General features: G+C 70.1%; 21 protein-coding genes and 1 tRNA gene. 19 read left to right on the top strand and 3 right to left on the bottom strand.

Annotation, left to right across the window (positions count from 1 at the left end; translation table 11 throughout):
• Nucleotides 1–128: 128 nt before the first annotated feature.
• Together DEJ30_RS03190 and DEJ30_RS03185 are read right to left on the bottom strand one after the other, a co-directional pair.
• Nucleotides 129–200, bottom strand: a tRNA-Arg gene (locus DEJ30_RS03190).
• A 146-nt stretch (nucleotides 201–346) separates the two neighbouring features.
• Nucleotides 347–922, bottom strand: coding sequence for a hypothetical protein (locus tag DEJ30_RS03185; RefSeq protein ID WP_110859020.1), 576 nt, complete (start codon nucleotides 920–922; stop codon nucleotides 347–349).
• 59 nt (nucleotides 923–981) lie between these two features.
• On the opposite strand from DEJ30_RS03185, the gene argS reads away from it, so the two are divergent.
• From argS to prmC, 9 genes are all read left to right on the top strand, one after another.
• A complete protein-coding gene (argS, locus tag DEJ30_RS03180; RefSeq protein ID WP_110859019.1) occupies nucleotides 982–2,652 on the top strand; it encodes an arginine--tRNA ligase in 1,671 nt (556 codons plus the stop codon).
• A 142-nt stretch (nucleotides 2,653–2,794) separates the two neighbouring features.
• A complete protein-coding gene (locus DEJ30_RS03175; protein WP_110859018.1) occupies nucleotides 2,795–3,550 on the top strand; it encodes an LmeA family phospholipid-binding protein in 756 nt (251 codons plus the stop codon).
• 58 nt (nucleotides 3,551–3,608) lie between these two features.
• Nucleotides 3,609–5,030: a diaminopimelate decarboxylase gene (lysA, locus tag DEJ30_RS03170; RefSeq protein WP_110859017.1), complete on the top strand. Its 1,422-nt coding sequence runs from the start codon at nucleotides 3,609–3,611 to the stop codon at nucleotides 5,028–5,030.
• 65 nt (nucleotides 5,031–5,095) lie between these two features.
• Nucleotides 5,096–6,403, top strand: coding sequence for a homoserine dehydrogenase (locus DEJ30_RS03165; protein ID WP_027465790.1), 1,308 nt, complete (start codon nucleotides 5,096–5,098; stop codon nucleotides 6,401–6,403).
• 87 nt (nucleotides 6,404–6,490) lie between these two features.
• Entirely contained in the window at nucleotides 6,491–7,570 is a 1,080-nt protein-coding gene (gene thrC / locus DEJ30_RS03160; RefSeq protein WP_027465789.1) for a threonine synthase, read from the top strand.
• 77 nt (nucleotides 7,571–7,647) lie between these two features.
• Nucleotides 7,648–8,586: a homoserine kinase gene (gene thrB, locus DEJ30_RS03155; protein ID WP_110859147.1), complete on the top strand. Its 939-nt coding sequence runs from the start codon at nucleotides 7,648–7,650 to the stop codon at nucleotides 8,584–8,586.
• 179 nt (nucleotides 8,587–8,765) lie between these two features.
• Nucleotides 8,766–11,087 carry a transcription termination factor Rho gene (rho, locus tag DEJ30_RS03150; protein ID WP_110859016.1) on the top strand — a complete coding sequence of 774 codons (2,322 nt, stop codon included), beginning with the start codon at nucleotides 8,766–8,768 and terminating at the stop codon, nucleotides 11,085–11,087.
• Nucleotides 11,088–11,090: 3 nt separating this feature from the next.
• Nucleotides 11,091–12,173 carry a peptide chain release factor 1 gene (prfA, locus tag DEJ30_RS03145; protein WP_110859015.1) on the top strand — a complete coding sequence of 361 codons (1,083 nt, stop codon included), beginning with the start codon at nucleotides 11,091–11,093 and terminating at the stop codon, nucleotides 12,171–12,173.
• Nucleotides 12,174–12,198: 25 nt separating this feature from the next.
• Complete coding sequence (prmC, locus tag DEJ30_RS03140; protein WP_110859146.1) at nucleotides 12,199–13,074, top strand: peptide chain release factor N(5)-glutamine methyltransferase; 876 nt, start codon at nucleotides 12,199–12,201, stop codon at nucleotides 13,072–13,074.
• Between the two features lie 654 nt (nucleotides 13,075–13,728).
• Here the strand turns inward: prmC and DEJ30_RS03135 are convergent.
• Nucleotides 13,729–14,382 carry an HAD family phosphatase gene (locus DEJ30_RS03135; protein WP_181419980.1) on the bottom strand — a complete coding sequence of 218 codons (654 nt, stop codon included), beginning with the start codon at nucleotides 14,380–14,382 and terminating at the stop codon, nucleotides 13,729–13,731.
• Nucleotides 14,383–14,419: 37 nt separating this feature from the next.
• On the opposite strand from DEJ30_RS03135, the gene DEJ30_RS03130 reads away from it, so the two are divergent.
• The 10 genes from DEJ30_RS03130 (at nucleotide 14,420) to atpD (ending at nucleotide 23,574) form a co-directional block, all read left to right on the top strand.
• Nucleotides 14,420–15,094: an L-threonylcarbamoyladenylate synthase gene (locus DEJ30_RS03130; protein WP_110859013.1), complete on the top strand. Its 675-nt coding sequence runs from the start codon at nucleotides 14,420–14,422 to the stop codon at nucleotides 15,092–15,094.
• The gene (locus DEJ30_RS03125; protein WP_027465783.1) at nucleotides 15,091–16,317 is read left to right on the top strand and encodes an MraY family glycosyltransferase; all 1,227 of its coding nucleotides are present in this window, start codon (nucleotides 15,091–15,093) and stop codon (nucleotides 16,315–16,317) included. Before DEJ30_RS03130 ends, DEJ30_RS03125 begins: the two co-directional genes overlap by 4 nt.
• On the top strand, nucleotides 16,314–16,805 hold the full coding sequence (locus DEJ30_RS03120; RefSeq protein ID WP_258369795.1) for a hypothetical protein: 492 nt from the start codon (nucleotides 16,314–16,316) through the stop codon (nucleotides 16,803–16,805). The genes DEJ30_RS03125 and DEJ30_RS03120 overlap by 4 nt, the downstream gene beginning before the upstream one ends.
• Before the next feature lie 107 nt (nucleotides 16,806–16,912).
• Nucleotides 16,913–17,773, top strand: a complete 861-nt coding sequence (gene atpB, locus DEJ30_RS03115) for a F0F1 ATP synthase subunit A (RefSeq protein ID WP_027465782.1) — start codon at nucleotides 16,913–16,915, stop codon at nucleotides 17,771–17,773.
• Nucleotides 17,774–17,834: 61 nt separating this feature from the next.
• A complete protein-coding gene (gene atpE / locus DEJ30_RS03110; protein WP_027465781.1) occupies nucleotides 17,835–18,071 on the top strand; it encodes an ATP synthase F0 subunit C in 237 nt (78 codons plus the stop codon).
• 9 nt (nucleotides 18,072–18,080) lie between these two features.
• Nucleotides 18,081–18,635 (top strand): F0F1 ATP synthase subunit B, encoded by a 555-nt coding sequence (locus DEJ30_RS03105; RefSeq protein WP_110859012.1) that lies wholly within the window; start codon nucleotides 18,081–18,083, stop codon nucleotides 18,633–18,635.
• Between the two features lie 2 nt (nucleotides 18,636–18,637).
• The gene (locus tag DEJ30_RS03100; RefSeq protein WP_027465779.1) at nucleotides 18,638–19,432 is read left to right on the top strand and encodes a F0F1 ATP synthase subunit delta; all 795 of its coding nucleotides are present in this window, start codon (nucleotides 18,638–18,640) and stop codon (nucleotides 19,430–19,432) included.
• A 108-nt stretch (nucleotides 19,433–19,540) separates the two neighbouring features.
• On the top strand, nucleotides 19,541–21,169 hold the full coding sequence (atpA, locus tag DEJ30_RS03095) for a F0F1 ATP synthase subunit alpha (RefSeq protein WP_110859011.1): 1,629 nt from the start codon (nucleotides 19,541–19,543) through the stop codon (nucleotides 21,167–21,169).
• The gene (locus DEJ30_RS03090; RefSeq protein ID WP_110859010.1) at nucleotides 21,170–22,072 is read left to right on the top strand and encodes a F0F1 ATP synthase subunit gamma; all 903 of its coding nucleotides are present in this window, start codon (nucleotides 21,170–21,172) and stop codon (nucleotides 22,070–22,072) included. It begins immediately after the preceding gene.
• 47 nt (nucleotides 22,073–22,119) lie between these two features.
• The gene (gene atpD / locus DEJ30_RS03085; RefSeq protein ID WP_017885744.1) at nucleotides 22,120–23,574 is read left to right on the top strand and encodes a F0F1 ATP synthase subunit beta; all 1,455 of its coding nucleotides are present in this window, start codon (nucleotides 22,120–22,122) and stop codon (nucleotides 23,572–23,574) included.

The raw sequence follows: 23,574 nt of genomic DNA, 5'->3' as shown, positions 1-23,574 counted from the left end.
GAGGAGCACCCAGCCACGAGGCCGGCGACGCACCCGGAGGAGTCTCAACGGGGGAAGGCCGCCGCAGGCGACATCGGCCGGTGCCGACTCCGCGGAGCGGAGACGTCACCTTGGCCGGCGATTTCCAGTGCCCCCAGGAGGATTCGAACCTCCGCCCCTGCCTCCGGAGGGCAGTGCTCTATCCCCTGAGCTATGGGGGCCAAGGGGTGTCAACAACCGTAGCAGGTCCGGCGGGTGGTCCTGGACAGCGCGTGTCGCGCCGTGGACGTCACGTCGGGCGCCCGGGAGGCGCGGTGCGGGCCGCCCCGGGCCTCCAGGCCGCACGGTGCGCGGCCGCAGTGCCGCGTCAGCCCGCGGGCGTGGCCGTCGCCGACGCGGACGGCTGCAGCGCGGCCCGCACCGCGTCGACGACGGGCTGCGCCCCACCCGGCTCGGTGAACAAGGTCGACTGCGCGGTGATCCAGTACGGGTCGGCGAAGGCGTCCGCGCGGCCGACGTCGCCGCTCAGGGCGAAGTACCCCTCCACCCGGTAGGTGGGGACGGACCCGCCCCGCTCGTACAGGGCGTCCTTCAGGTTGGTGAGCGACTTCTCAGGCAGGTCGGCGACCGCGAGCGTGATCGCCGTGGCGTCCGCGTCGGTGCTGACGAACCGGCACACGCGACCCTGCTGCTTCGCGATGGTCGCGGCGGGGGAACCCTTCGCCGGGGTGAAGGAGTCGTCGAGCTCGAAGGTCTGCCCGTACACCGACAGTGCGCTCGCGGGCAGGAGCTCCGCGCAGGTCTGCGACACCGGCTTGCCCGCCGGGGTCGCAGTGGCCGACGGGGTGCTGTCCCCGCCGCCCGAGCACCCGGCGAGCACGAGGGCTGCTGCGGTGGTGAGGGTGGCGACGGTGAGCGCCCGGGCACGGCTGCGGGGGGTCATCCCGACATGATGCTGCATCGACCGGTGCGGACCTGGGCGTCCCGGTAGGATCGATCCTCGTGACTCCTGCCGAACTCTCCGCCGCGTACCTGTCGATCCTGACCGGGATCGTCGAGCGCCGAGGTGCGTCCGAGACCGTGACGATCGAGGAGTCCCACGTGGTGCTCGAGCGTCCGAAGAACCGCGCCCACGGCGACTGGGCCTCGAACGCCGCCATGCAGCTCGCGAAGCGGCTCGGCACGAACCCGCGCGAGCTCGCGACCGAGATCGCCGGCGAGCTGACCGAGCTCGACGGCGTGGACTCGGTCGACGTCGCCGGCCCCGGCTTCATCAACATCACGCTCGAGGCGGCTGCCGCGGGTGAGATCGCCCGCACCATCGTGGACGGCGGCGAGTCCTTCGGCACCGGCGACCTGTACGACGGCGTCCGGATCAACCTGGAGTTCGTCTCCGCCAACCCCACCGGCCCGATCCACATGGGCGGCGTCCGCTGGGCCGCGGTCGGCGACAGCCTGGCACGCGTGTTCCAGGCGCAGGGCGGACTCGTCACCCGCGAGTACTACTTCAACGACCACGGCGCGCAGATCGACCGGTTCGCCCGCTCCCTCGTGGCCAGCGCACTCGGTGAGCCCACGCCCGAGGACGGCTACGGCGGCGCCTACATCGCCGAGATCGCGGCACGGGTCATCGCGACCCTCGAGCCGGGCGTCGACGTCCGCGACCTGCCGCGCGACGAGGCGCAGGAGCTCTTCCGTCGCGAGGGCGTCGACTTCATGTTCGCCGACATCAAGTCGTCGCTGCACGACTTCGGCGTCGACTTCGACGTCTACTTCCACGAGAACGCCCTGCACGAGTCGAAGGCCGTCGAGCGTGCCATCGCCCGCCTGCGGTCGGCCGGCGTGATGTACGAGGCCGAGGGTGCCGAGTGGCTCCGCACGACCGACTTCGGCGACGACCGCGACCGCGTCGTCATCAAGTCGGACGGCGAGCCCGCGTACATCGCCGGCGACCTGGCGTACTACCTCGACAAGCGCGAGCGCGGGTTCGAGCGGAACCTGATCATGCTCGGCGCCGACCACCACGGCTACGTCGGCCGGATGATGGCGATGTGCGCCGCGTTCGGGGACGAGCCGGGCAAGAACCTCGAGATCCTGATCGGGCAGATGGTCAACCTGCTCAAGGACGGCGAGCCGATGCGCATGTCGAAGCGCAACGGCACCATCGTCACGATGGAGGACCTCGTCGACGCTGTCGGTGTCGACGCCGGCCGGTACGCCCTGGTCCGGTTCGCCAGCGACACCGCGATCGACATCGACCTCGACCTGCTCACGAAGCGCACGAACGACAACCCCGTCTTCTACGTGCAGTACGCCCACGCCCGCACGCAGTCGGTGGCCCGGAACGCCGCGGCGGCCGGGGTCGACCGGTCGGTGTTCGACGCCTCGCTGCTGACCCACGAGTCCGAGAGCGCCCTCCTCGGAGCCCTCGCCGAGTACCCGCGGGTCGTCCGGCACGCCGCCGAGCTGCGCGAGCCGCACCGCATCGCCCGGTACATCGAGCAGCTCGCCGGCCTGTACCACCGCTGGTACGACTCCTGCCGTGTCACGCCCCTCGGCGACGAGCCCGTGACCGACCTGCACCGCACGCGCCTGTGGTTGAACGACGCCACCGGGCAGGTCGTCCGCAACGGTCTCGGCCTGCTCGGCGTGTCGGCTCCGTCCCGCATGTAGCGGTCGCCCCGTCCGCAAGACACCGGTGTTCGCGCACCGGACACCCGCATTCCGCGGTGTCGAGCGCGAACACCGGTGTTTTGCGTCCGGCCCGCAGCCGGGCCGCAGCTGCGCCGCAGACCGGACTGGCAGGGTGGGACGCATGCCCGCAGCCACCGAACGTCCCACCACGCGCCGCCGCTGGCCCGTCGTCCTGCTCGTGGTCGTCGTCGTGCTCGCCGCCCTCGTCGTGATCGCCGAGTTCGTGCTGCGCGGCGTCGTCGACCGGATCATCGCCCAGCAGGTCGAGCAGTCGCTGCCGGACGGCACGACCGGCGAGGTCGACGCCCACGCCGAGGGCATCGTCATCCCGCAGCTCATCAACGGCACGCTCGACCGCGTCGAGATCTCCTCGGCGAAGCTCACGGTCGACGGCATCCCGCTCGCCGCCGACGTCACCGCGCAGGACGTCCCCGTGGACGGCGAGGGCGACGTCCGCGACGTGGACGGCACGGTCACCCTGGCGTCGTCGAGCGTCAAGGACCTGGCGAAGTACAGCCCGCTGTTCGACCGACTGAACCTGGTCGACGGCGGCGTCGAACTGACGGGGTCGTCGTCGGTGCTCGGCTACGACATCACCTACGCGGCGAAGGGCGCCGTCGTCGCGCAGGACGACGGCCGCGGCATCACCATCACCCCGGAGAGCGTCCGGATCACGAACTCCGACCTCGGCCTCAAGGTCGACTCGATCCCGGGCGTCACCGGCGTCCCGGTACAGGTCTGCACCGCGCAGTTCCTGCCCGAGGCGCTGCGGGTGCGCTCACTCGACGTGTCGAGGTCGGACGCCACGGTCCGGATCACCGCGGATGCGCTGCCGCTCAACGAGGACGGCCTGCGGACCGTCGGCAGCTGCGGCTGAGCGGACGGGTGCGTAACGCGGCCTGGAGGATCGGCTCGCGTCGGTAGGATCGGGTCCCGTGAGCGAGAACCCCCTTGCACCGCCGCGGCTGCGGTTCCCGACGGACGCCTCCGAACTGGTGGACCGCATCTGGCCCGCGTCCGCGACGCGGACCGACGACGGCACCCTGGCGATCGGCGGCATCAGCGCGACCGACCTGGTCGCGCAGTTCGGCACGCCCCTGTACGTCGTCGATGAGCGTGACGTCCAGTCGCGCGCCGTCCGCGTGCGGAACGCGTTCGCCGAGGCGTTCGAGCGCATCGGCAGCCACGCGCACGTCTACTACGCCGGCAAGGCCTTCCTGACGACGCAGGTCGTCGCGTGGATGGCCGAGGCCGACCTGCGCGTCGACGTCTGCACCGCCGGCGAGCTCGCGGTCGCCCTGGCCGGCGGCATCGACCCCGGCCGGCTCGGCTTCCACGGCAACGACAAGTCCGACGCCGAGATCGCTCGCGCGGTCGAGGTCGGCATCGGCACGATCGTGCTCGACAGCCACGAAGAGGTGCAGCGCGTCGCCCGTGCCGCTGCCGACGCCGGGGTCGTGCAGCGTGTCCGCATCCGGATCAACACCGGCGTGCACGCGTCCACCCACGAGTACCTGGCGACCGCTCGTGAGGACCAGAAGTTCGGCATCCCGCTGTCCGAGGCCGTCGAGGCCGCGGCAGCCGTCCGCGCCGAGCCCTCGCTCGCCTTCGTCGGGCTGCACTCGCACATCGGTTCGCAGATCTTCGACGACGCCGGCTTCCGCGAGGCCGCACGCCGGCTCATGGACGTGCACGCGACGCTCGTGGCCTCCGGTCCGGTGCCCGAGCTGAACCTCGGCGGCGGCTGGGGCATCGACTACACCGAGGCCGACTCGGCCTTCGCCCCCGAGGACGTCGCCGACGCACTGGCCACGATCATCGGCGAGGCCTGCACCGAGCGCGGCATCCCGGTGCCGGACATCGCCGTCGAGCCGGGCCGCTACATCATCGGCCCGCCCGGGGTGACGCTCTACCGCGTCGGCACGATCAAGCCCGTCACGCTCGAGACCGACGACGGCGGCAGCGCGACCCGCACGTACGTCTCGGTCGACGGCGGGATGAGCGACAACATCCGTCCCGCCCTGTACGGCGCCGACTACACGGCCCGGCTCGCCCGCACCTCCGACGCCCCCGCGGTGCTGAGCCGCGTCGTCGGCAAGCACTGCGAGAGCGGCGACGTCGTGGTGAACGACGAGTACCTGCCCGGCGACGTGCAGCGCGGCGACCTGCTGGCCGTCGCGGCCACGGGTGCCTACTGCTGGGCGCTGTCGAGCAACTACAACCACGTGGGCCGCCCGCCGGTCGTCGCCGTCGCGGACGGTGCAGCCCGTATCCTCGTGCGGGGCGAGACGATCGACGACCTCCTCGCCCGTGACACCGGGGTCACCGCCGTGCCCGCCGACGGCACCGGCCGCTGACCTCCGACCCGACCGGGTCCGCCCACCCCGCAGGGCGCGCCCCCACCGACAGGAACCGCTACCAGATGATCGAATACCGCAACGTCCGTGTCGCGCTGCTCGGGGCCGGCTCGGTCGGTTCCCAGGTCGCGCGACTGCTCCTCGAGCACGGCGACGAGCTGGCCTCGCGCGCCGGTGCCGGGCTGGAGCTCGTCGGGATCGCCGTGCGCGACGTGGACGCCCAGCGCGACGTCGACCTGCCGGCGGAGCTCTTCACCACGGACGCTGCATCGCTCATCCTCGGCGCGGACATCGTCGTCGAGCTCATCGGCGGCATCGAGCCGGCGCGCACCCTCGTGCTCCAGGCCCTGCAGTCGGGCGCGGACGTCGTCACCGGCAACAAGGCGCTGCTCGCGACCCACGGCCCGGAGCTCTTCGCCGCGGCCGAGCAGGTCGGCGCGCAGCTCTACTACGAGGCCGCCGTGGCCGGGGCGATCCCGATCATCCGTCCGCTGCACGACTCGCTCGCCGGTGACCGCATCGTCCGGATCATGGGCATCGTCAACGGCACCACGAACTTCATCCTCGACCTGATGGACCGCAAGGGATCCACGTTCGAGGACGCCCTGGCCACCGCGACGGAGCTCGGGTACGCCGAGGCCGACCCGACCGCAGACGTCGAGGGCTACGACGCCGCGCAGAAGGCCGCGATCCTGGCCTCGCTGGCGTTCCACACCTCGGTGCCGCTCGCCGCCGTGCACCGCGAGGGCATCACCCACGTCACGATCGACCAGGTCCGCGCCGCCCGCAAGGCCGGCTACGTCGTGAAGATCCTGGCGACCGCCGAGCGTCTGACCGACGAGGACGGCCGCGAGGGCGTCAGCGCCCGCGTCTACCCGGCCCTCGTGCCCGAGTCGCACCCGCTCGCGAGCGTGCACGGTGCGAAGAACGCCGTGTTCGTCGAGGCCGAGGCCGCCGGCGACCTGATGTTCTACGGCGCGGGTGCCGGTGGCGTCGAGACGGCCTCGGCGGTCCTCGGCGACCTGGTCTCCGCGGCCCGTCGGCACGTCATCGGCGGTCCGGGGGTCGCCGAGTCGACGCAGTCCGAGCTGCCGGTGTTCCCGATCGGCACCGTCCGCACGAGCTACCAGATCACCCTGCACGTCACGGACGCCCCCGGCGTGCTGTCGACGGTCGCCGGCGTGCTCGCGAAGCACGGCGTCAGCGTCGAGACGGTCGAGCAGACCACCACCGGCGCAGCCGAGGGGACCGCGACGCTCGTCATCGGCACCCACCTGGCGCGTGAGGCCGACCTGGCGGACACCGTCGTCGCCCTCCGCGGCGAGGACGTCGTCCTGGACGTCACCAGCGTCCTGCGCGTCGTCGGTCGCTGACGCGACCACGGGCCTCCAGACCGACCAGCAGGCTCACCGAGCCGAACCACCACCAGATCCACCCCACCGGACAGAGAGAGAAGCCTGATGGCCCACCAGTGGCAGGGAGTCCTGCGCGAGTACGCCGACCGACTCGACGTGACCGAGGCGACGCCCATCGTCACGCTCGGAGAGGGCGGCACGCCGCTCATCCCGGCTCGTCGGCTCTCCGAGCGCACCGGCGCCGAGGTCTACGTGAAGTTCGAGGGCATGAACCCGACGGGTTCGTTCAAGGACCGCGGCATGACGATGGCGATCTCGAAGGCCGTCGAGCACGGCGCGAAGGCCGTCATCTGCGCGTCGACCGGCAACACCAGCGCCTCGGCCGCCGCGTACGCCACGCACGCCGGCATCACCGCTGCGGTGCTCGTGCCCGAGGGCAAGATCGCCATGGGCAAGCTCAGCCAGGCCGTCGCCCACGACGCCCAGCTGCTGCAGGTGCAGGGCAACTTCGACGACTGCCTCGACATCGCCCGCGACCTGGCGGCGAACTACCCGGTGCACCTCGTGAACTCCGTCAACAACGACCGCATCGAGGGGCAGAAGACCGCCGCGTTCGAGGTCGTCGACGTCCTCGGTGACGCACCGGACTTCCACTTCCTGCCCGTCGGCAACGCGGGCAACTACACCGCGTACTCGCGCGGCTACCGCGAGGACGTCGCCGCCGGCCGCAGCACCAAGCTGCCCCGCATGTTCGGGTTCCAGGCCGCCGGTTCCGCCCCGATCGTGCACGGCGAGGTCGTCCGGCACCCCGACACCATCGCGTCGGCGATCCGCATCGGCAACCCGGCCTCGTGGCAGTTCGCGCTCGAGGCGCAGCAGGAGACCGACGGCTACTTCGGTGCCATCACCGACGAGGCCATCCTCGCGGCACACCGCATCCTGTCGGCCGAGGTCGGCGTCTTCGTCGAGCCCGCGTCGGCCATCGGTGTCGCCGGGCTGCTCGAGCGTGCCGACGCCGGCGTCGTGCCGAAGGGCGCGAAGGTCGTCATCACGGTCACGGGCCACGGCCTGAAGGACCCGCAGTGGGCCCTCCGCACGCCGGACGGCGGCGAGGTCACCCCGACGAGCGTGCCGGTCGACACGAAGTCGATCGCCGACGTGCTCGGTCTGGTCAGCGAGCAGTGATCTCCGACCGCTCGTCCGGACCGGGGGAGGGCGTCACCGCCCGCAGCGCTGTACCGGCCGGACGGGCGGTCCGTGCGCTGCCGACCGGATCGGCGGTCCGCGTCCGGGTGCCGGCCACGTCGGCGAACCTCGGCCCCGGCTTCGACTCGCTCGGCCTCGCGCTCTCGCTCTACGACGAGGTCGTCGTGCGCGTGCGTCCCGAGCCCGGCGCGACCGTCACGGTCGAGGGCGTCGGTGCCGGTGAGGTCGCCACGGACGACACGAACCTCGTCGTCCGTGCGGTCCGTCGTGGCCTGGAGCACGCCGGTGTCGACCAGCCCGGTCTCGAGCTGCACGCCACGAACGCGATCCCGCACGGCCGCGGCCTCGGTTCGTCCGCCGCGGCGATCGTCGCCGGGCTCATGGCTGCCCGCGGACTGCTCGAGGGCATCGTCGACCTCGACGCCTCGACGCTCCTGACCCTGGCCACCGAGATGGAAGGCCACCCGGACAACGTCGCGCCGGCGCTCTTCGGCGGCCTGACGATCGCGTGGATGACCGCCGAGGGTCCGGCCTACAAGCGGCTCCTGGTGCACCGCGGTGTCGCCCCGGTGGTGTTCGTGCCGACCTCGACGCTCTCGACCAAGCTCGCGCGCTCCCTGCAGCCCGAGCAGGTCCCGCACGCCGACGCCGCGTTCAACGTCTCCCGCTCGGCGCTGCTCGTCGCGGCGCTCATCCAGAGCCCCGAGCTGCTGCTCGCCGCGACCGAGGACCGTCTGCACCAGGCGTACCGCGCCAGCGCCATGCCCGAGACCGACGCCCTGATCCGGTTGCTCCGGCAGCACGGCCTCGCCGCGGTGGTCTCCGGCGCCGGGCCGAGCCTGCTCGTCCTCGGCAGCGACCCGGCACAGCGCCTGACCGCCGCCGAACTGGTGCAGCGACACGCCGAATCCGACTGGCGGCCGCTCATGCTGGCCGTCGATCTCGGTGGTGCTACAGTGGCAGCGCACTCGGCGCTCGAAGCCGAACCCGCGTAACCGCACGGATCGCTCGTCCTCAGGACAGCTCCTGCGACGTCGCAGGGTCCGGTGCGCGAGTGTGCATCTCTTTCTGATCACCGAATCCCGATCCGTCGTCTGAACGGCGGTCGATGCTCACCTGCATCCGGGACGGTGGAAACTCTCCGCGTTCTGCGGTTCGAAAGGAAACACCGACCTTGACCGACAACAACTCCGCCCAGGTGGAGATCCCCAGCGACCTGCGTGCCCTCCGTCTCCCGGAGCTCCAGCGCATCGCCTCCTCGCTCGGCATCACCGGGCTCTCCAAGCTCCGCAAGGGCGACCTGATCGCCTCCATCGAGGACAAGCGTCCCGTCGACGAGACGCCCGCCGCCCCGGCCGCCGCCGTCGCCGAGACCCCCGCCGAGCCGGCCGCCACCGAGCAGCCGACCCCGCCGGAGCCCGCCGAGACCCCCGCGCAGCCCGCTGCCGAGGCACCCGTCGCCGACCCCGAGGCACCCGCCGAGTCGGCAGCCCCGATCCGTGCCCGTCGTTCGCGCCGCGCGTCGTCCGGTGGCACCGTGAACGCCGCGCCGACCTCGGCCGCCGAGCACACCAACCACGGCCAGACCGGCACCGAGGACCTCCTCGCCGGGCTCGACCAGGTCCGCGCCGAGAAGGACGCCCAGGAGGCCGCGCAGTCCGGCTCCCAGCGCCGTGGCCGTGGCCAGCGGAACGCCGAGCAGCGTGGCACCGAGCAGCGCGGCACCGAGCAGCGCGGCACCGACCAGGGCCAGCAGGCATCGGCCGAGGCCGAGCAGCCGAGCCAGGCGGGCCAGCAGGCCCCGACGTCCGCGGTGCAGGCCGACCAGGACCAGAACGAGTCCGGCGACCAGAACGACCAGGGCGACCAGAACTCCGAGCAGGGCGAGGGCGGCTCGCGTCGCGGTCGTCGCAGCCGTGGTCGCGGTCGTGGCCGTGGGCAGAACGCCGAGAACGGCGAGCAGCAGAACGGCGCCGACCAGCAGAACGGCGGCCAGAACGGCGGCCAGAACGCCGGCCAGCAGAAGCAGAACGGCGCCGACCAGCCGAAGCAGAACGGCGGCGAGCAGCAGAACGGCCAGCAGAACGGCCAGCAGAACGGCGGCCAGAAGCAGAACGACCAGCCGAAGCAGGCCGAGGCCAAGCAGGACGACAAGGCCGACCAGAAGCAGCAGCAGAACGCCGGTCAGCAGAAGCAGCAGACCAGCGGTCAGCAGAAGCAGCAGCAGCAACAGCACGCCGACGAGGCCGAGAGCGGCCGCAGCCGTCGCCAGCGCGACCGCAAGCGCGGCCGTGGCGGCCAGAACGACGACTTCGAGCCCGAGGTCACCGAGGACGACGTCCTGATCCCGATCGCGGGCATCCTCGACGTCCTCGACAACTACGCGTTCGTCCGCACCACCGGTTACCTGCCGGGCCCGAGCGACGTCTACGTCTCCCTCGGCCAGGTGAAGAAGTACCACCTGCGCAAGGGCGACGCCGTCGTCGGTTCGATCAAGCAGCCGCGTGATGGCGAGCAGCAGAGCCGCCAGAAGTACAACGCGCTCGTCGCCGTCGAGTCGATCAACGGCCAGTCCGCCGACGAGGCCGCGGCCCGCGTCGACTTCAACGACCTCACCCCGCTGTACCCGAACGAGCGCCTGCGCCTCGAGACGGAGCCGGGCAAGCTGTCGACCCGCATCATCGACCTCGTGTCGCCGATCGGCAAGGGCCAGCGCGGTCTCATCGTGTCCCCGCCGAAGGCCGGCAAGACCGTCGTGCTGCAGGCCATCGCGAACGCCGTCGCCAAGAACAACCCCGAGGCGCACCTGATGGTCGTCCTCGTCGACGAGCGGCCCGAAGAGGTCACCGACATGCAGCGCACGGTGAAGGGCGAGGTCATCGCCTCGACCTTCGACCGTCCCGCCGAGGACCACACCACCGTCGCCGAGCTCGCCATCGAGCGTGCGAAGCGCCTGGTGGAGCTGGGCCACGACGTCGTGCTGCTGCTCGACTCGATCACCCGCCTGGGCCGTGCGTACAACCTGTCGACCCCGCCGTCGGGCCGCGTGCTCTCCGGTGGCGTCGACTCGGCGGCGCTGTACCCGCCGAAGCGCTTCTTCGGTGCCGCGCGCAACATCGAGGACGGCGGCTCGCTGACCATCCTCGCGACCGCGCTCGTCGAGACCGGCTCCAAGATGGACGAGGTCATCTTCGAGGAGTTCAAGGGCACCGGCAACATGGAGCTCCGCCTGAACCGTCACCTCGCCGACAAGCGGATCTTCCCCGCCGTCGACGTAAACGCCTCGGGCACCCGTCGCGAGGAGCAGCTGCTCTCCGCCGACGAGGTCAAGATCACCTGGCGTCTGCGCCGGGCCCTCGCCGGGCTCGACCCGCAGCAGGCCCTCGAGATCGTGCTGCGGAACCTCAAGGAGACGCAGTCGAACGTCGAGTTCCTGGTGCAGGTGCAGAAGTCGGTCCCCACGACCGGCGCCCACCACAACGGTCACCAGGAGTAACGCGTGTTCGAGTCGGTGGCAGGGCTGCTGGCGGAACACGAGGACCTGACGCAGCAGCTGTCGGACCCCGCGCTCCACGCCGATGCGGCCCGGGCGAAGAAGGTGAACCGGCGGTACGCCGAGCTCAACCAGATCAAGTCCGCGTACGAGGCCTGGCAGGCGGCGGGGGACGACCTCGCCGCCGCCCAGGAACTCGCGCGCGAGGACTCGGCGTTCGCGGACGAGGTCCCCGGGCTCGAGGAGCAGCTGTCGGAACGCCAGGAGCGTCTCCGCCGGCTGCTGATCCCGCGTGACCCCGACGACGGCCGTGACGTGATCATGGAGATCAAGGGCGGGGAAGGCGGCGAGGAATCGGCGCTGTTCGCGGCCGATCTGCTGCGCATGTACTCGCACTACGCCGAGACCAAGGGCTGGAAGGTCGAGCTCCTCGAGCGCACCGAGTCCGACCTGGGTGGCTACAAGGACGTCCAGGTCGCGATCAAGTCGAACACGACCGATCCGTCCCAGGGCGTCTGGGCCCACCTGAAGTACGAGGGCGGTGTGCACCGCGTCCAGCGTGTGCCGCAGACCGAGTCGCAGGGGCGCATCCACACCTCGACCACCGGCGTGCTGGTGTTCCCCGAGGTGGACGAGCCCGAAGAGGTCCAGATCAACCAGAACGACCTCAAGATCGACGTTTACCGGTCCTCCGGCCCGGGCGGACAGTCCGTCAACACGACGGACTCCGCGGTCCGCATCACCCACCTGCCCACGGGCATCACGGTGGCGATGCAGAACGAGAAGTCGCAGCTGCAGAACCGCGAGGCCGGCATGCGGGTGCTCCGCGCACGCATCCTCGCGCGCCAGCAGGAGGAGCTCGACGCGATCGCTTCGGACGCGCGAAAGTCGCAGATCCGCGGGATGGACCGTTCGGAGCGCATCCGCACGTACAACTTCCCGGAGAACCGGATCGCGGACCACCGCACCGGCTACAAGGCGTACGACCTCGACCGTGTGATGAACGGTGCCCTCGAGCCCGTCATCCAGTCCGCCATCCAGGCGGACGAAGAGGCACGTCTGGCCGCCATCGGCGACCAGGACGCGTAACCGCACACCCAGCCTGGAGGCCCGGATCACCGCCGACACGCCCCTCACGTACGCCGCGGATCGCCTGCTCGAGCAGGCGACCGCGGCGCTCGTCGCCGTCGGCGTCCCCACGCCCCGGGTCGACGCCGAGCTGCTGCTCGCGTGGGCGACCGACACCTCGCGCGGTGCCGTCCAGGCCCGTGCGCTCATCGGTGGCGGCATCGCGCCGGAGCACGTCGAGCGCTTCCGGCACGCCGTCGCCCGCCGGGCCACCCGTGAGCCGCTCCAGCACATCACCGGGCATGCGTACTTCCGCGCGCTCACCCTGGCCGTCGGACCGGGCGTGTTCGTACCCCGTCCGGAGACCGAGGGCGTCGTGCAGTTCGGCATCGACGCGCTGCGGGCGACCGCGTTCCCCGAGCCGATCGCCGTGGACCTGGGCTCCGGCAGCGGTGCGATCGCGATCGCGATGGACACCGAGGTGCCGAACGCCGTGGTCTACGCCGTCGAGCGGTCAGCAGAGGCCCTGCCCTGGACCCGGCGCAACGTCGACGCCCATGGCGGGACGGTCCGACTCGTCGAGGGCGACCTCGCCGACGCACTGCCGGAACTCGACGGCACGGTGTCCGTCGTCGTGTCGAACCCGCCGTACGTGCCGGACGACGCGATCCCGATCGACCCCGAGGTCCGCGACCACGACCCGGCGATGGCGCTCTACGGCGGGCCGGACGGCCTCGACGCCGTCCGGGCACTCGCCGAGACCGCCTGGCGGTTGCTGGTGCCCGGGGGAGTCCTGGTCGTCGAGCACGCCGAGCCGCAGGGCACCGGCGTCCGGCAGGTCCTGGCGCGCCGGGGGTTCCGCAGCCCGGAGACGCACGTCGACCTGACGGGGCGCGACCGCACGACCACCGCGACGCGCTGAGCGTGGGGGCGGGCCTCCCGTCGCTCGCCTGCGCGTGCGTGTGCCGGGTGGATCCGCGCGTACCTGGTGGGATCGGGCGTACCGGGTGGATCCGGGCGTACCTGGTGGGATCGGGCGTACCGGGCTGTTCGGGATGACCAGGTATGCCCGTTCTTGCTTTCCAGGGCGACCGCGATGGGAAGGAGCGGGCCTGGCGGGCGTGGGGCGGGCCTCCCGTCGCTCGGCCGCGCGTGCGTGTGCCGGGTGGATCCGGGCGTACCGGGCGGGATCGGGCGTACCGGGCTGTTCGGGATGACCAGGTGTGCCCGTTCTTGCTTTCCAGCGCGACCGCGATGGGAAGGAGCGGGCGTGGCGGGCTACGCGACGGGCCTCCCGTCGCTCGGCCGTGCGTGCGTGTGCCGGGGGGATCCGGGCGTACCGGGCTGTTCGGAATGACCAGGTGTGCCCGTTCTTGCTTTCCAGCGCGACCGCGCTGGGAAGGAACGGGCGTGGCGGGCGCGGGGCGGGCCTCCCGTCGCTCGCCCGCGCGTGCATGTGCCGGGTGGATCCGGGCGTACCTGGTGGGATCGGGCGTACCGGGTCGTACGGGATGACCAGGTGTGCCCGTTCTTGCTTTCCAGCGCGACCGCGATGGGAAGGAACGGGCGTGGCGGGCTACGCGACGGGGGAGGCCTCGCGCTGCTGTGCCGCGACGAAGGCGCGGACGTGCTCGCGCAGGTCGGTGTCGTGCTCGACCAGGACCGCGTGGATGCCGACGCTCCGGGCACCCGCGACGTTCTCGGGCATGTCGTCGGCGAAGAACGTGCGCTCCGCGGGGACCCCGTGGTGCGCGACCGCACGCTGGAAGACCTCGGGCTCGGGCTTCCGGGCACCGAAGTTGCTCGACGTGTCCAGGTGCTCGCCGAAGACCTCGGGCAGGGACGGTGCCCACTCGTGGATCCAGCGGCCGGCGAGCGGACCGTTGTTCGTGAGCAGCCCGACACGCCCGTGCTCGCTCGCGATCCGGACCGCCTCGATGCGTTCCGGCAGCTCGGTCATGGCCGCGCCGCGGATCCGGGCCCATTCGGCCTCGGGGACGTCGCACTCCATCGCACGCTCGAACGCGGCCAGGTACTCGTCGCCGTCGGCGAACCCACCGGCCTCGGCACGCATCTCGTGGCCGCAGTCCCACCAGCGGCGACGGAGCTCCTGGAACTCGTGTCCGGTGAACTCGGAGAGTGCGGCCATGCGCACCTGCCAGTCGTACCGGACCAGGACGTCGTCCATGTCGAAGAGGAACAGGAGCGGGGGTGCGGGCGTCTCGTTCACGATGTCCACCATTCTGTCGCACTATCATCGTCGAGTCATGGCATCCCGATACGACTGCACCGACTCCGACGGGCTCCTGACCGGGATGCGGCTCGCACGTGCCGCCCTCGGACGCGGAGAGCTCGTCGTGGTCCCCACCGACACCGTCTACGGCCTCGCCGCGGACGCCTTCAGCGCGACGGCCGTGCAGCGGCTGCTCGACGCGAAGGGCCGCACGCGGCAGTCGCCGCCGCCCGTGCTCATCCCCGGTCCGCCCACGCTCGACGCCCTCGCCAGCGAGGTCCCGCAGCCGGTGCGCGACCTGGTGGCCGAGTTCTGGCCGGGCGGGCTGACCGTCATCCTGCACGCACAGCCGTCGCTCGACTGGGACCTCGGCGAGACGCGTGGCACGGTCGCGCTGCGGATGCCGGACTCGCGGATCGCCCTCGAGCTGTTGCAGGAGGTCGGGCCCCTTGCGGTCTCGTCCGCGAACTCCACGGGCGACCCGGCCGCGATGGACGTCGACGACGCCGAGCGCATGCTCGGTGACAGCGTCGCGATCTACCTGGACGGCGGACCCGTCGAGGTGCACGACGGCTTCGAGGCCAGCACCGGGTCGACCATCGTCGACGCCACCGGGCTGTCGGACGGCGGCAAGCTCCGCATCGTCCGGCACGGGGTGATCCCCGACGAGGAGATCATCCGGGTCGTCGGAGCCGACCTCGTCACATGAAGTACTACCTGCTCGCCGGGGCCATCGCCGCGGTCGTGAGCTTCGTGATGAGCCTGATCGTCTGGAAGCTCGGGCTGAAGTACAAGTGGTACCCGCAGGTCCGCGAGCGGGACGTGCACCGCACCCCGACGCCGCGGCTCGGCGGCATCGCGATGTACATCGGCGTCATCGTCTCGCTGCTCGCGGCCTGGTTCCTGTTCCCGTCGATAGCGGGGACCGACTACTTCCGGCTCGTGTTCTCCGAACCCGGCCGCGTGCTCGCGGTGCTCGGGGGAGCGACCATCATCGTGGTCCTCGGCGTCGCGGACGACATCTGGGACCTCGACTGGATGACGAAGCTCGCCGGGCAGATCATCGCGGCGGGCATCCTCGCCTGGCAGGGCGTCGCGATCGTCTCGCTGCCCATCGGCAACACGCTGGGCGTCGGCTCGTCGTACATGAGCCTGATCTTCACCGTGCTGGCGGTGGTGCTCGTGATGAACGCGGTGAACTTCATCGACGGGCTCGACGGCCTGGTGGCCGGCGTCGCGATCATCGCCGGCGGGGTCTTCTTCCTCTACACGTTCTTCATCAACCGCGTGGTCGTGCAGACCGAGTTCTTCTTCAACCTGCCGTCGCTGCTCACCGCGGTGCTCGTCGGGGCCTGCTTCGGCTTCCTCATCCTGAACTGGCACCCCGCCAAGCTCTTCATGGGTGACGCCGGCGCGCTGCTCGTCGGGTTCCTGATGGCCACGAGCGCGGTGTCGGTCACGGGCAACATCGACCCGGCGGCGGTGCAGACACGCCAGGCGCTGCTGCCGGCGTTCATCCCGATCCTGCTGCCGTTCGCGATCCTGATCGTGCCGATCCTGGACTTCGGTCTCGCGGTCACCCGACGGCTCAGCGCGGGCAAGTCGCCGTTCTCGGCCGACCGGAAGCACCTGCACCACCGCCTGCTCGACATGGGGCACTCGCACTTCCACGCGGTGCTGATCTTCTACGCGTGGACCGCGACCGTCGCCTTCGGGTGCCTGCTGTTCCTCTTCGTGGACTGGTACTGGGTCGTCGTCTTCGTGTCCGTCGGCTTCACCGTCTGCGCCGTCGCGACGTTCGCGCCGCTCGGCCGGAAACGCACCGAGATCGCCGCCCAGACCGCCAACCGTTCCGCCGCCGTGGTGGACGCCAGCCTCGACCCGCTCGACCGGGCCGCCAACGACCGCACGATCCCTGGAGACATCACGTGACCGCACCGAACGCGCTCGACCACGTCCGGCCGGTGTTCCGCCGCATCATCACCTGGGGAGCGGTCCTCGCCGTCGCCCTCGCGGTGGTCGGCGGGCTCATCGGGTTCCTCGTCGCGGACGGCCCCGGACTGGTCGGGGGACTGCTCGGCGCGGTGCTGAGCGTCGTGTTCCTCGGGCTCACCGCGGTCAGTGTCCTCGTCGCGCTGCGCGTCTCGAAGGGCCAGATGATCTCCGGTGCCTTCTTCGGCATCGTGATGGGGACCTGGCTGCTCAAGTTCATCGTCTTCATCGTGCTGCTGGTCCTGCTCAAGGACCGCGACTGGGTCGACTTCCCGGTGCTGGCGATCGTGATCATCGCGGGGGTCGTCGGCTCCCTGGTGATCGACGTCGTCGCCGTCGCGAAGGCCCGCATCCCGATCGGCGTCCGGCTGCCAGGAGACGGCCTCGACGACTCCGCGGACCCTGGGAACCCGGCCCCCCGCATCTGAGAAGCCGGGAAGCCTCTCGCACCTGATAGGCTTCTCGGAGTCCGCTACCGGAGCCTTTCGCTCGGGGCGGGCGAGCCTCCACAACGTCCACCATCGCGTGCCATGATGTGCGCGCGCCGACACAGGAGACAGCGCTGCTATCCCACGCTCTTCCCCTGTCCCTCTCCGCTGCGGTTGACACCGTCGCGGCGGGGAGCAGCAAGGCCGCCGAGTTCCATGGTCCGTCGATCAACGAGTTCTTCCCGGATGCGATCTTCTTCGCCGGGACGCCGTTCGAGATCGATCGGGTCGTCCTCATCCGCTTCTTCGCCGTCGCCGTGCTCCTGGTGTTCGCGTTCGTGGGTACCCGTGCACTGAAGCTCGTGCCGAACCGCGGTCAGGCGTTCATCGAGTACGCGTTCGACGTCGTCCGTCGCAACACCTTCGACAACCTCGGAGAGAAGGACGGCAAGCGTTTCCTGCCGCTCCTGGCGACGATCTTCTTCGGCGTGCTGTTCATGAACCTGACCGGTCTGATCCCGGGCATGAACCTCGCCGGCACCAGCCGCATCGCGATGCCGATGATCCTGGCGATCGTCGCGTACCTCGCCTTCATCTACGCCGGTCTCCGCAAGCACCCGGGCACGTTCCTCAAGAACTCGCTCTTCCCGCCCGGGGTTCCGTGGCCGCTGTACATCATCGTGACGCCGATCGAGCTCGTCTCCACCTTCGTGCTCCGTCCCGTCACCCTGACGCTGCGACTCCTGATGAACATGGTCGTGGGGCACCTGCTCCTCGTGCTGTTCTTCTCGGCCACGCAGTTCTTCTTCTTCGACGCTTCGCTCGGCTTCAAGGCCTTCGGCGTCGGGACCATCGCGTTCGGCATCGCGTTCAGCTTCTTCGAGGTCCTCGTCGCGCTGCTGCAGGCCTACGTCTTCATGCTCCTCACCGCCGTCTACATCCAGCTGGCGCTGGCCGACGAGCACTGATTCCTCACTGACCCCCTACGGGACCGGCGACCGTCGGACCCGCACCTCGAAAGGAAAACACGTGGACGCAACGACCGTTCTCGCGGAGATCAACGGCAACATCGCGACGGTTGGCTACGGCCTCGCAGCGATCGGCCCGGCCATCGGTGTCGGCATCGTCGTCGGTAAGACGATCGAGTCCGTCGCTCGCCAGCCCGAGCTCCAGGGCCGCCTGACGACCCTCATGTACATCGGTATCGCCTTCACCGAGGCCCTGGCCTTCATCGGTATCGCCACGTACTTCATCTTCACCAACTAAGGTTCCTCGATGCAGAACGCACTCATCATCGCGGCGGAGGAAGCGCACAATCCGCTGATCCCGCCGGTGTACGACATCGTGTGGTCGGCGCTCGCCTTCGTCATCATCTTCCTGGTGATGTGGCGTGTCGTCACGCCGCGCATCACGAAGATGCTCGATGAGCGCACCGAGGCCATCGAGGGTGGCATCAAGAAGGCCGAGGCCGCCCAGGAGCAGGCTGCCGCTGCGCTCGACGAGTACAACAAGCAGCTCGCCGATGCACGCGCCGAGGCATCGCGCATCCGTGAGCAGGCCCGCGCCGACGCCACGGCGATCGGCAACGAGGTCCGCGAGCAGGCGGCCGCCGATGCAGCACGCATCACGGCCAACGCCCAGGCGCAGATCGAGGCCGAGCGCCAGAGCGCCGTCCAGGCACTCCGGTCCGAAGTGGGCACCCTCGCGCTGGACCTCGCGTCCGGTGTGATCGGTGAGTCCCTCAAGGACGACGCCAAGTCGACCGCAGTGGTCGACCGCTTCCTCGCCGACCTCGAGGCCTCGCAGGCCACGAAGACGGGGGAGCACTGAGCATGCGCAGCGCTACCAGAGAAGCACTCGCGTCCACCAGGGCGGTGCTGTCGGACCTCGGTCCGAGCGCCGGCCTGGCCGCGGGTGCCGAGATCCTCGCCTCCGGGCGTGCGATCGCCGGTGCGCCGCAGCTGCTCGGGCTGCTGTCCGACCCCACGGCCGACGCGGCCGGCAAGAAGGTCCTCATCGACCGTGTCTTCGCCGGACAGTCGGACGCGACGCGTGCGGTCCTGACCGCGGTGGCCGGCTCGCGCTGGTCCTCGCAGCAGGACCTGCTCGCGGGCATCGAGGACGCGGGCATCCGCGCCGTCGCTGCCACCGCGGGTCCGGACTCGTCGATCGAGTCGGAGCTGTTCGCCTTCGAGACCGCCGTCCGCTCGGACGCCGGCCTCGAGCTGGCGCTCGGCACCAAGCTCGGCAGCCCCGAGCAGAAGGGCGCGCTCGTCGAGCGGCTCCTCGGTGCCAAGGCATCGGAGCAGACGATCACGATCGTGTCGGCTCTGGTGCAGCAGCCCCGCGGCCGCCGCATCGGTGAGATCGTCCGCGACGCCTCGCGCATCGTGGCCGAGCAGGCCGGCAAGCTCGTCGCGACCGTCGTCACGGCGACGCCACTGACCCCCGCCCAGTCGGCCCGCGTCACGCGCGGTCTGTCCGAGCGGTACGGCAAGGACATCAGCATCAACCAGGTCGTCGACCCCACGGTCGTCGGCGGGGTCCGGGTGCAGATCGGCGGCGACGTCATCGACGGCACCGTGTCCACGCGACTCTCGGAGCTCCGGCTCCAGCTCGCCGGCTAGGCGTACGGTCGAAGCCGCTCCTCCCCAAGTCCACAACGGGAACTGCCGAGTCCGGCAGCGTCACCCTCTCGGAGCCGAAGGGCCCCGGAAAACCACAAGGAAAATCCCATGGCAGACATCACCATCAGCCCCGATGAGATCCGTGATGCCCTGAAGGACTTCGTCTCGAACTACGAGCCGACGAAGGCCTCCACGGCCGAGGTCGGGCACGTCACCGACGCCGGTGACGGCATCGCCCACGTCGAGGGTCTCCCCGGCGTCATGGCGAACGAGCTCATCCGCTTCCAGGACGGCACGCTCGGCCTGGCGCAGAACCTCGACGAAGACGAGATCGGCGCCATCGTGCTCGGCGAGTTCGGCGGCATCGAGGAGGGCATGGAGGTCACCCGCACGGGTGAGGTCCTCTCCGCCCCCGTCGGCGACGCCTTCCTCGGTCGCGTCGTCGACCCGCTCGGCGCCCCGATCGACGGTCTCGGCGAGATCGCCGCAGAGGGCCGTCGTGCCCTCGAGCTCCAGGCCCCCGGCGTCATGGCCCGCAAGTCGGTCCACCAGCCCCTGCAGACCGGCATCAAGGCCATCGACGCGATGATCCCCGTCGGCCGTGGTCAGCGTCAGCTGATCATCGGCGACCGCCAGACCGGCAAGACGGCCATCGCGATCGACACGATCATCAACCAGAAGGCCAACTGGGAGTCCGGCGACGAGGAGAAGCAGGTCCGCTGCATCTACGTCGCCATCGGCCAGAAGGGCTCCACGATCGCCTCCGTCAAGGGTGCGCTCGAGGACGCCGGTGCGATGGAGTACACGACCATCGTCGCCGCCCCGGCTTCCGACCCGGCCGGCTTCAAGTACCTCGCCCCGTACACCGGTTCGGCCATCGGCCAGCACTGGATGTACCAGGGCAAGCACGTCCTCATCATCTTCGATGACCTGTCGAAGCAGGCCGAGGCCTACCGTGCGGTGTCGCTCCTCCTCCGTCGTCCGCCGGGCCGCGAGGCCTACCCGGGTGACGTCTTCTACCTGCACTCCCGTCTGCTGGAGCGTTGCGCGAAGCTGTCCGACGAGCTCGGCGCCGGTTCGATGACGGGCCTCCCGATCATCGAGACCAAGGCGAACGACGTCTCGGCGTACATCCCGACCAACGTCATCTCCATCACCGACGGCCAGATCTTCCTGCAGTCGGACCTCTTCAACGCGAACCAGCGTCCGGCCGTCGACGTGGGCATCTCGGTGTCCCGCGTCGGTGGTGACGCCCAGGTGAAGTCGATCAAGAAGGTCTCCGGCACGCTGAAGCTCGAGCTGGCGCAGTACCGCTCGCTCGAGGCGTTCGCGATGTTCGCGTCCGACCTCGACCAGGCGTCGCGTCGTCAGCTGGAGCGCGGTGCGCGTCTGACCGAGCTCCTCAAGCAGCCGCAGTACTCGCCGTACCCGGTCGAGGAGCAGGTCGTCTCGATCTGGGCGGGCACGAACGGCAAGCTCGACACCGTCCCGGTGCCGGACGTGCTCCGCTTCGAGTCCGAACTGCTCGACCACCTGCGTCGCAACTCCGACGTCCTCACGACCCTGCGCGAGACGAACCAGCTCAGCGACGAGACCGTCGCCGAGATGGACAAGCAGATCGACGAGTTCACGAAGAGCTTCCAGACGAGCGACGGCAAGACCCTCGGCTCCGAGCAGTTCGACGCGGCTGACGCCGAGGACGTCGACCAGGAGCAGATCGTCAAGGGTCGTCGCTAGATGGCAGCGCAGGTCCGGGTCTACCGCCAGCGGATCAAGTCGGCGAAGACCACGAAGAAGGTCACCCGCGCCATGGAGCTGATCTCGGCGTCGCGGATCCAGAAGGCGCAGGCCCGCATGGCTGCGTCCGGTCCGTACTCGCGGGCCGTCACGCGTGCGGTGTCGGCCGTGGCGACGTTCTCGAACGTCGACCACGTGCTGACCACCGAGCCGGAGTCGTCGACCCGTGCAGCCGTCGTGCTCTTCACCTCGGACCGCGGCCTGAACGGCGCGTTCAGCACGAACGTCCTCAAGCAGGGCGAGGAGCTCGCCTCCCTGCTCCGCAGCGAGGGCAAGGACGTCGTCTACTACCTGGTCGGCCGCAAGTCCGTCGGGTACTTCGCGTTCCGTGAGCGTCCGTCCGAGCAGCAGTGGATCGGCAACACCGACCAGCCGGAGTTCTCGACGGCCAAGGAGATCGGCGACGCCGTCGTGGCGAAGTTCCTCCAGGACACCGCTGACGGCGGCGTGGACGAGATCCACATCGTGTTCAACCGGTTCATCAGCCTGGCGACCCAGGAGCCGCAGGTCGTTCGCCTGCTGCCCCTCGAGGTCGTCGAGGGCATCGACGAGCCCGAGGGCAACGAGCCCCTGCCGCTCTACGAGTTCGAGCCGGACGCCGATGCGGTGCTCGACTCGCTGCTCCCGGTCTACATCGAGAGCCGCATCTTCAACGCCATGCTGCAGTCGGCTGCTTCCGAGCACGCCGCGCGTCAGAAGGCGATGAAGGCGGCCAGCGACAACGCCGACTCGCTGATCCGTGACTTCACCCGACTCGCGAACAACGCGCGTCAGGCGGAGATCACCCAGCAGATCTCCGAGATCGTCGGCGGCGCCGACGCCCTCTCGTCGAAGAAGAAGTAGTCCGCGTCGTTCGCGGACAGATACCCACCCTCAGGAAGGCACCAGCCATGACCGACACCGCAACCACCGCGGTCGAGACGTCGTCGGCGCCCGGTGTCGGCCGGATCGCCCGTGTCACGGGCCCCGTCGTCGACATCGAGTTCCCCCACGACGCAATCCCGGAGATGTACAACCTCCTGTTCACGACCATCACCATCGGTGACTCGTCGCAGGAGATCGGCCTCGAGGTCGCGCAGCACCTCGGCGACGACCTCGTCCGTGCCATCTCCCTGAAGCCGACCGACGGCCTGGTCCGTGGCCAGGAGGTCCGTGACTCGGGCGCTCCGATCTCGGTCCCCGTCGGCGACGTCACCAAGGGCAAGGTCTTCGACGTCCTCGGCAACGTGCTCAACACGGACGAGAAGCTCGAGATCACCGAGCGCTGGCCGATCCACCGCAAGGCCCCGGCCTTCGACCAGCTCGAGTCCAAGACCTCGATGTTCGAGACCGGCATCAAGTCCATCGACCTGCTCACCCCGTACGTGCAGGGTGGCAAGATCGGCCTCTTCGGTGGTGCGGGCGTCGGCAAGACCGTCCTCATCCAGGAGATGATCCAGCGCGTCGCGCAGGACCACGGCGGTGTGTCGGTGTTCGCCGGTGTCGGTGAGCGCACCCGTGAGGGCAACGACCTCATCGGTGAGATGGAAGAGGCGGGTGTCTTCGACAAGACGGCCCTCGTGTTCGGCCAGATGGACGAGCCGCCGGGAACGCGTCTCCGCGTGGCCCTGTCGGCGCTGACGATGGCGGAGTACTTCCGCGATGTCCAGAAGCAGGACGTGCTCCTCTTCATCGACAACATCTTCCGCTTCACGCAGGCCGGCTCCGAGGTCTCGACGCTGCTCGGCCGCATGCCGTCCGCTGTGGGCTACCAGCCCAACCTCGCCGACGAGATGGGTGTGCTCCAGGAGCGCATCACCTCGACGCGTGGTCACTCGATCACCTCGCTGCAGGCGATCTACGTGCCGGCTGACGACTACACCGACCCGGCTCCGGCCACCACGTTCGCGCACCTCGACGCGACGACCGAGCTCTCCCGTGAGATCGCGTCGCAGGGTCTGTACCCCGCGATCGACCCGCTGGCGTCGACGTCGCGCATCATGGACCCGCGCTACCTGGGTGCCGACCACTACGAGACGGCCACGCGCGTCAAGCAGATCCTCCAGAAGAACAAGGAACTGCAGGAGATCATCGCCATCCTCGGTGTCGACGAGCTCTCCGAAGAGGACAAGATCACGGTCGAGCGCGCTCGTCGTATCCAGCAGTTCCTCTCGCAGAACACCTACATGGCGAAGAAGTTCACGGGCGTCGAGGGCTCCACGGTGCCGCTCAAGGACACCATCGAGTCCTTCCGCGCCATCGCCGACGGTGAGTTCGACCACGTTGCGACCCAGGCGTTCTTCAACGTCGGTGGCATCAACGACGTGGAAGAGAAGTGGGCTCAGATCCAGAAGGAGAACCGCTGA

The organism is Curtobacterium sp. MCPF17_003 (assembly GCF_003224385.1).
Lineage (GTDB): Bacteria > Actinomycetota > Actinomycetes > Actinomycetales > Microbacteriaceae > Curtobacterium > Curtobacterium flaccumfaciens.
The sequence above is the reverse complement of the archived record's forward strand: the minus strand, read 5'-3'. Positions and strand labels throughout refer to the sequence as shown.

Coding starts and splice junctions, on each gene's coding strand:
- DEJ30_RS03185 (WP_110859020.1), bottom strand. CDS start 922: ATGACCCCCCGCAGCCGTGCCCGGGCGCTCACCGTCGCCACCCTCACC.
- DEJ30_RS03175 (WP_110859018.1), top strand. CDS start 2,795: ATGCCCGCAGCCACCGAACGTCCCACCACGCGCCGCCGCTGGCCCGTC.
- DEJ30_RS03165 (WP_027465790.1), top strand. CDS start 5,096: ATGATCGAATACCGCAACGTCCGTGTCGCGCTGCTCGGGGCCGGCTCG.
- thrC (WP_027465789.1), top strand. CDS start 6,491: ATGGCCCACCAGTGGCAGGGAGTCCTGCGCGAGTACGCCGACCGACTC.
- DEJ30_RS03130 (WP_110859013.1), top strand. CDS start 14,420: ATGGCATCCCGATACGACTGCACCGACTCCGACGGGCTCCTGACCGGG.
- DEJ30_RS03125 (WP_027465783.1), top strand. CDS start 15,091: ATGAAGTACTACCTGCTCGCCGGGGCCATCGCCGCGGTCGTGAGCTTC.
- DEJ30_RS03105 (WP_110859012.1), top strand. CDS start 18,081: ATGCAGAACGCACTCATCATCGCGGCGGAGGAAGCGCACAATCCGCTG.
- DEJ30_RS03100 (WP_027465779.1), top strand. CDS start 18,638: ATGCGCAGCGCTACCAGAGAAGCACTCGCGTCCACCAGGGCGGTGCTG.
- atpA (WP_110859011.1), top strand. CDS start 19,541: ATGGCAGACATCACCATCAGCCCCGATGAGATCCGTGATGCCCTGAAG.
- DEJ30_RS03090 (WP_110859010.1), top strand. CDS start 21,170: ATGGCAGCGCAGGTCCGGGTCTACCGCCAGCGGATCAAGTCGGCGAAG.
- atpD (WP_017885744.1), top strand. CDS start 22,120: ATGACCGACACCGCAACCACCGCGGTCGAGACGTCGTCGGCGCCCGGT.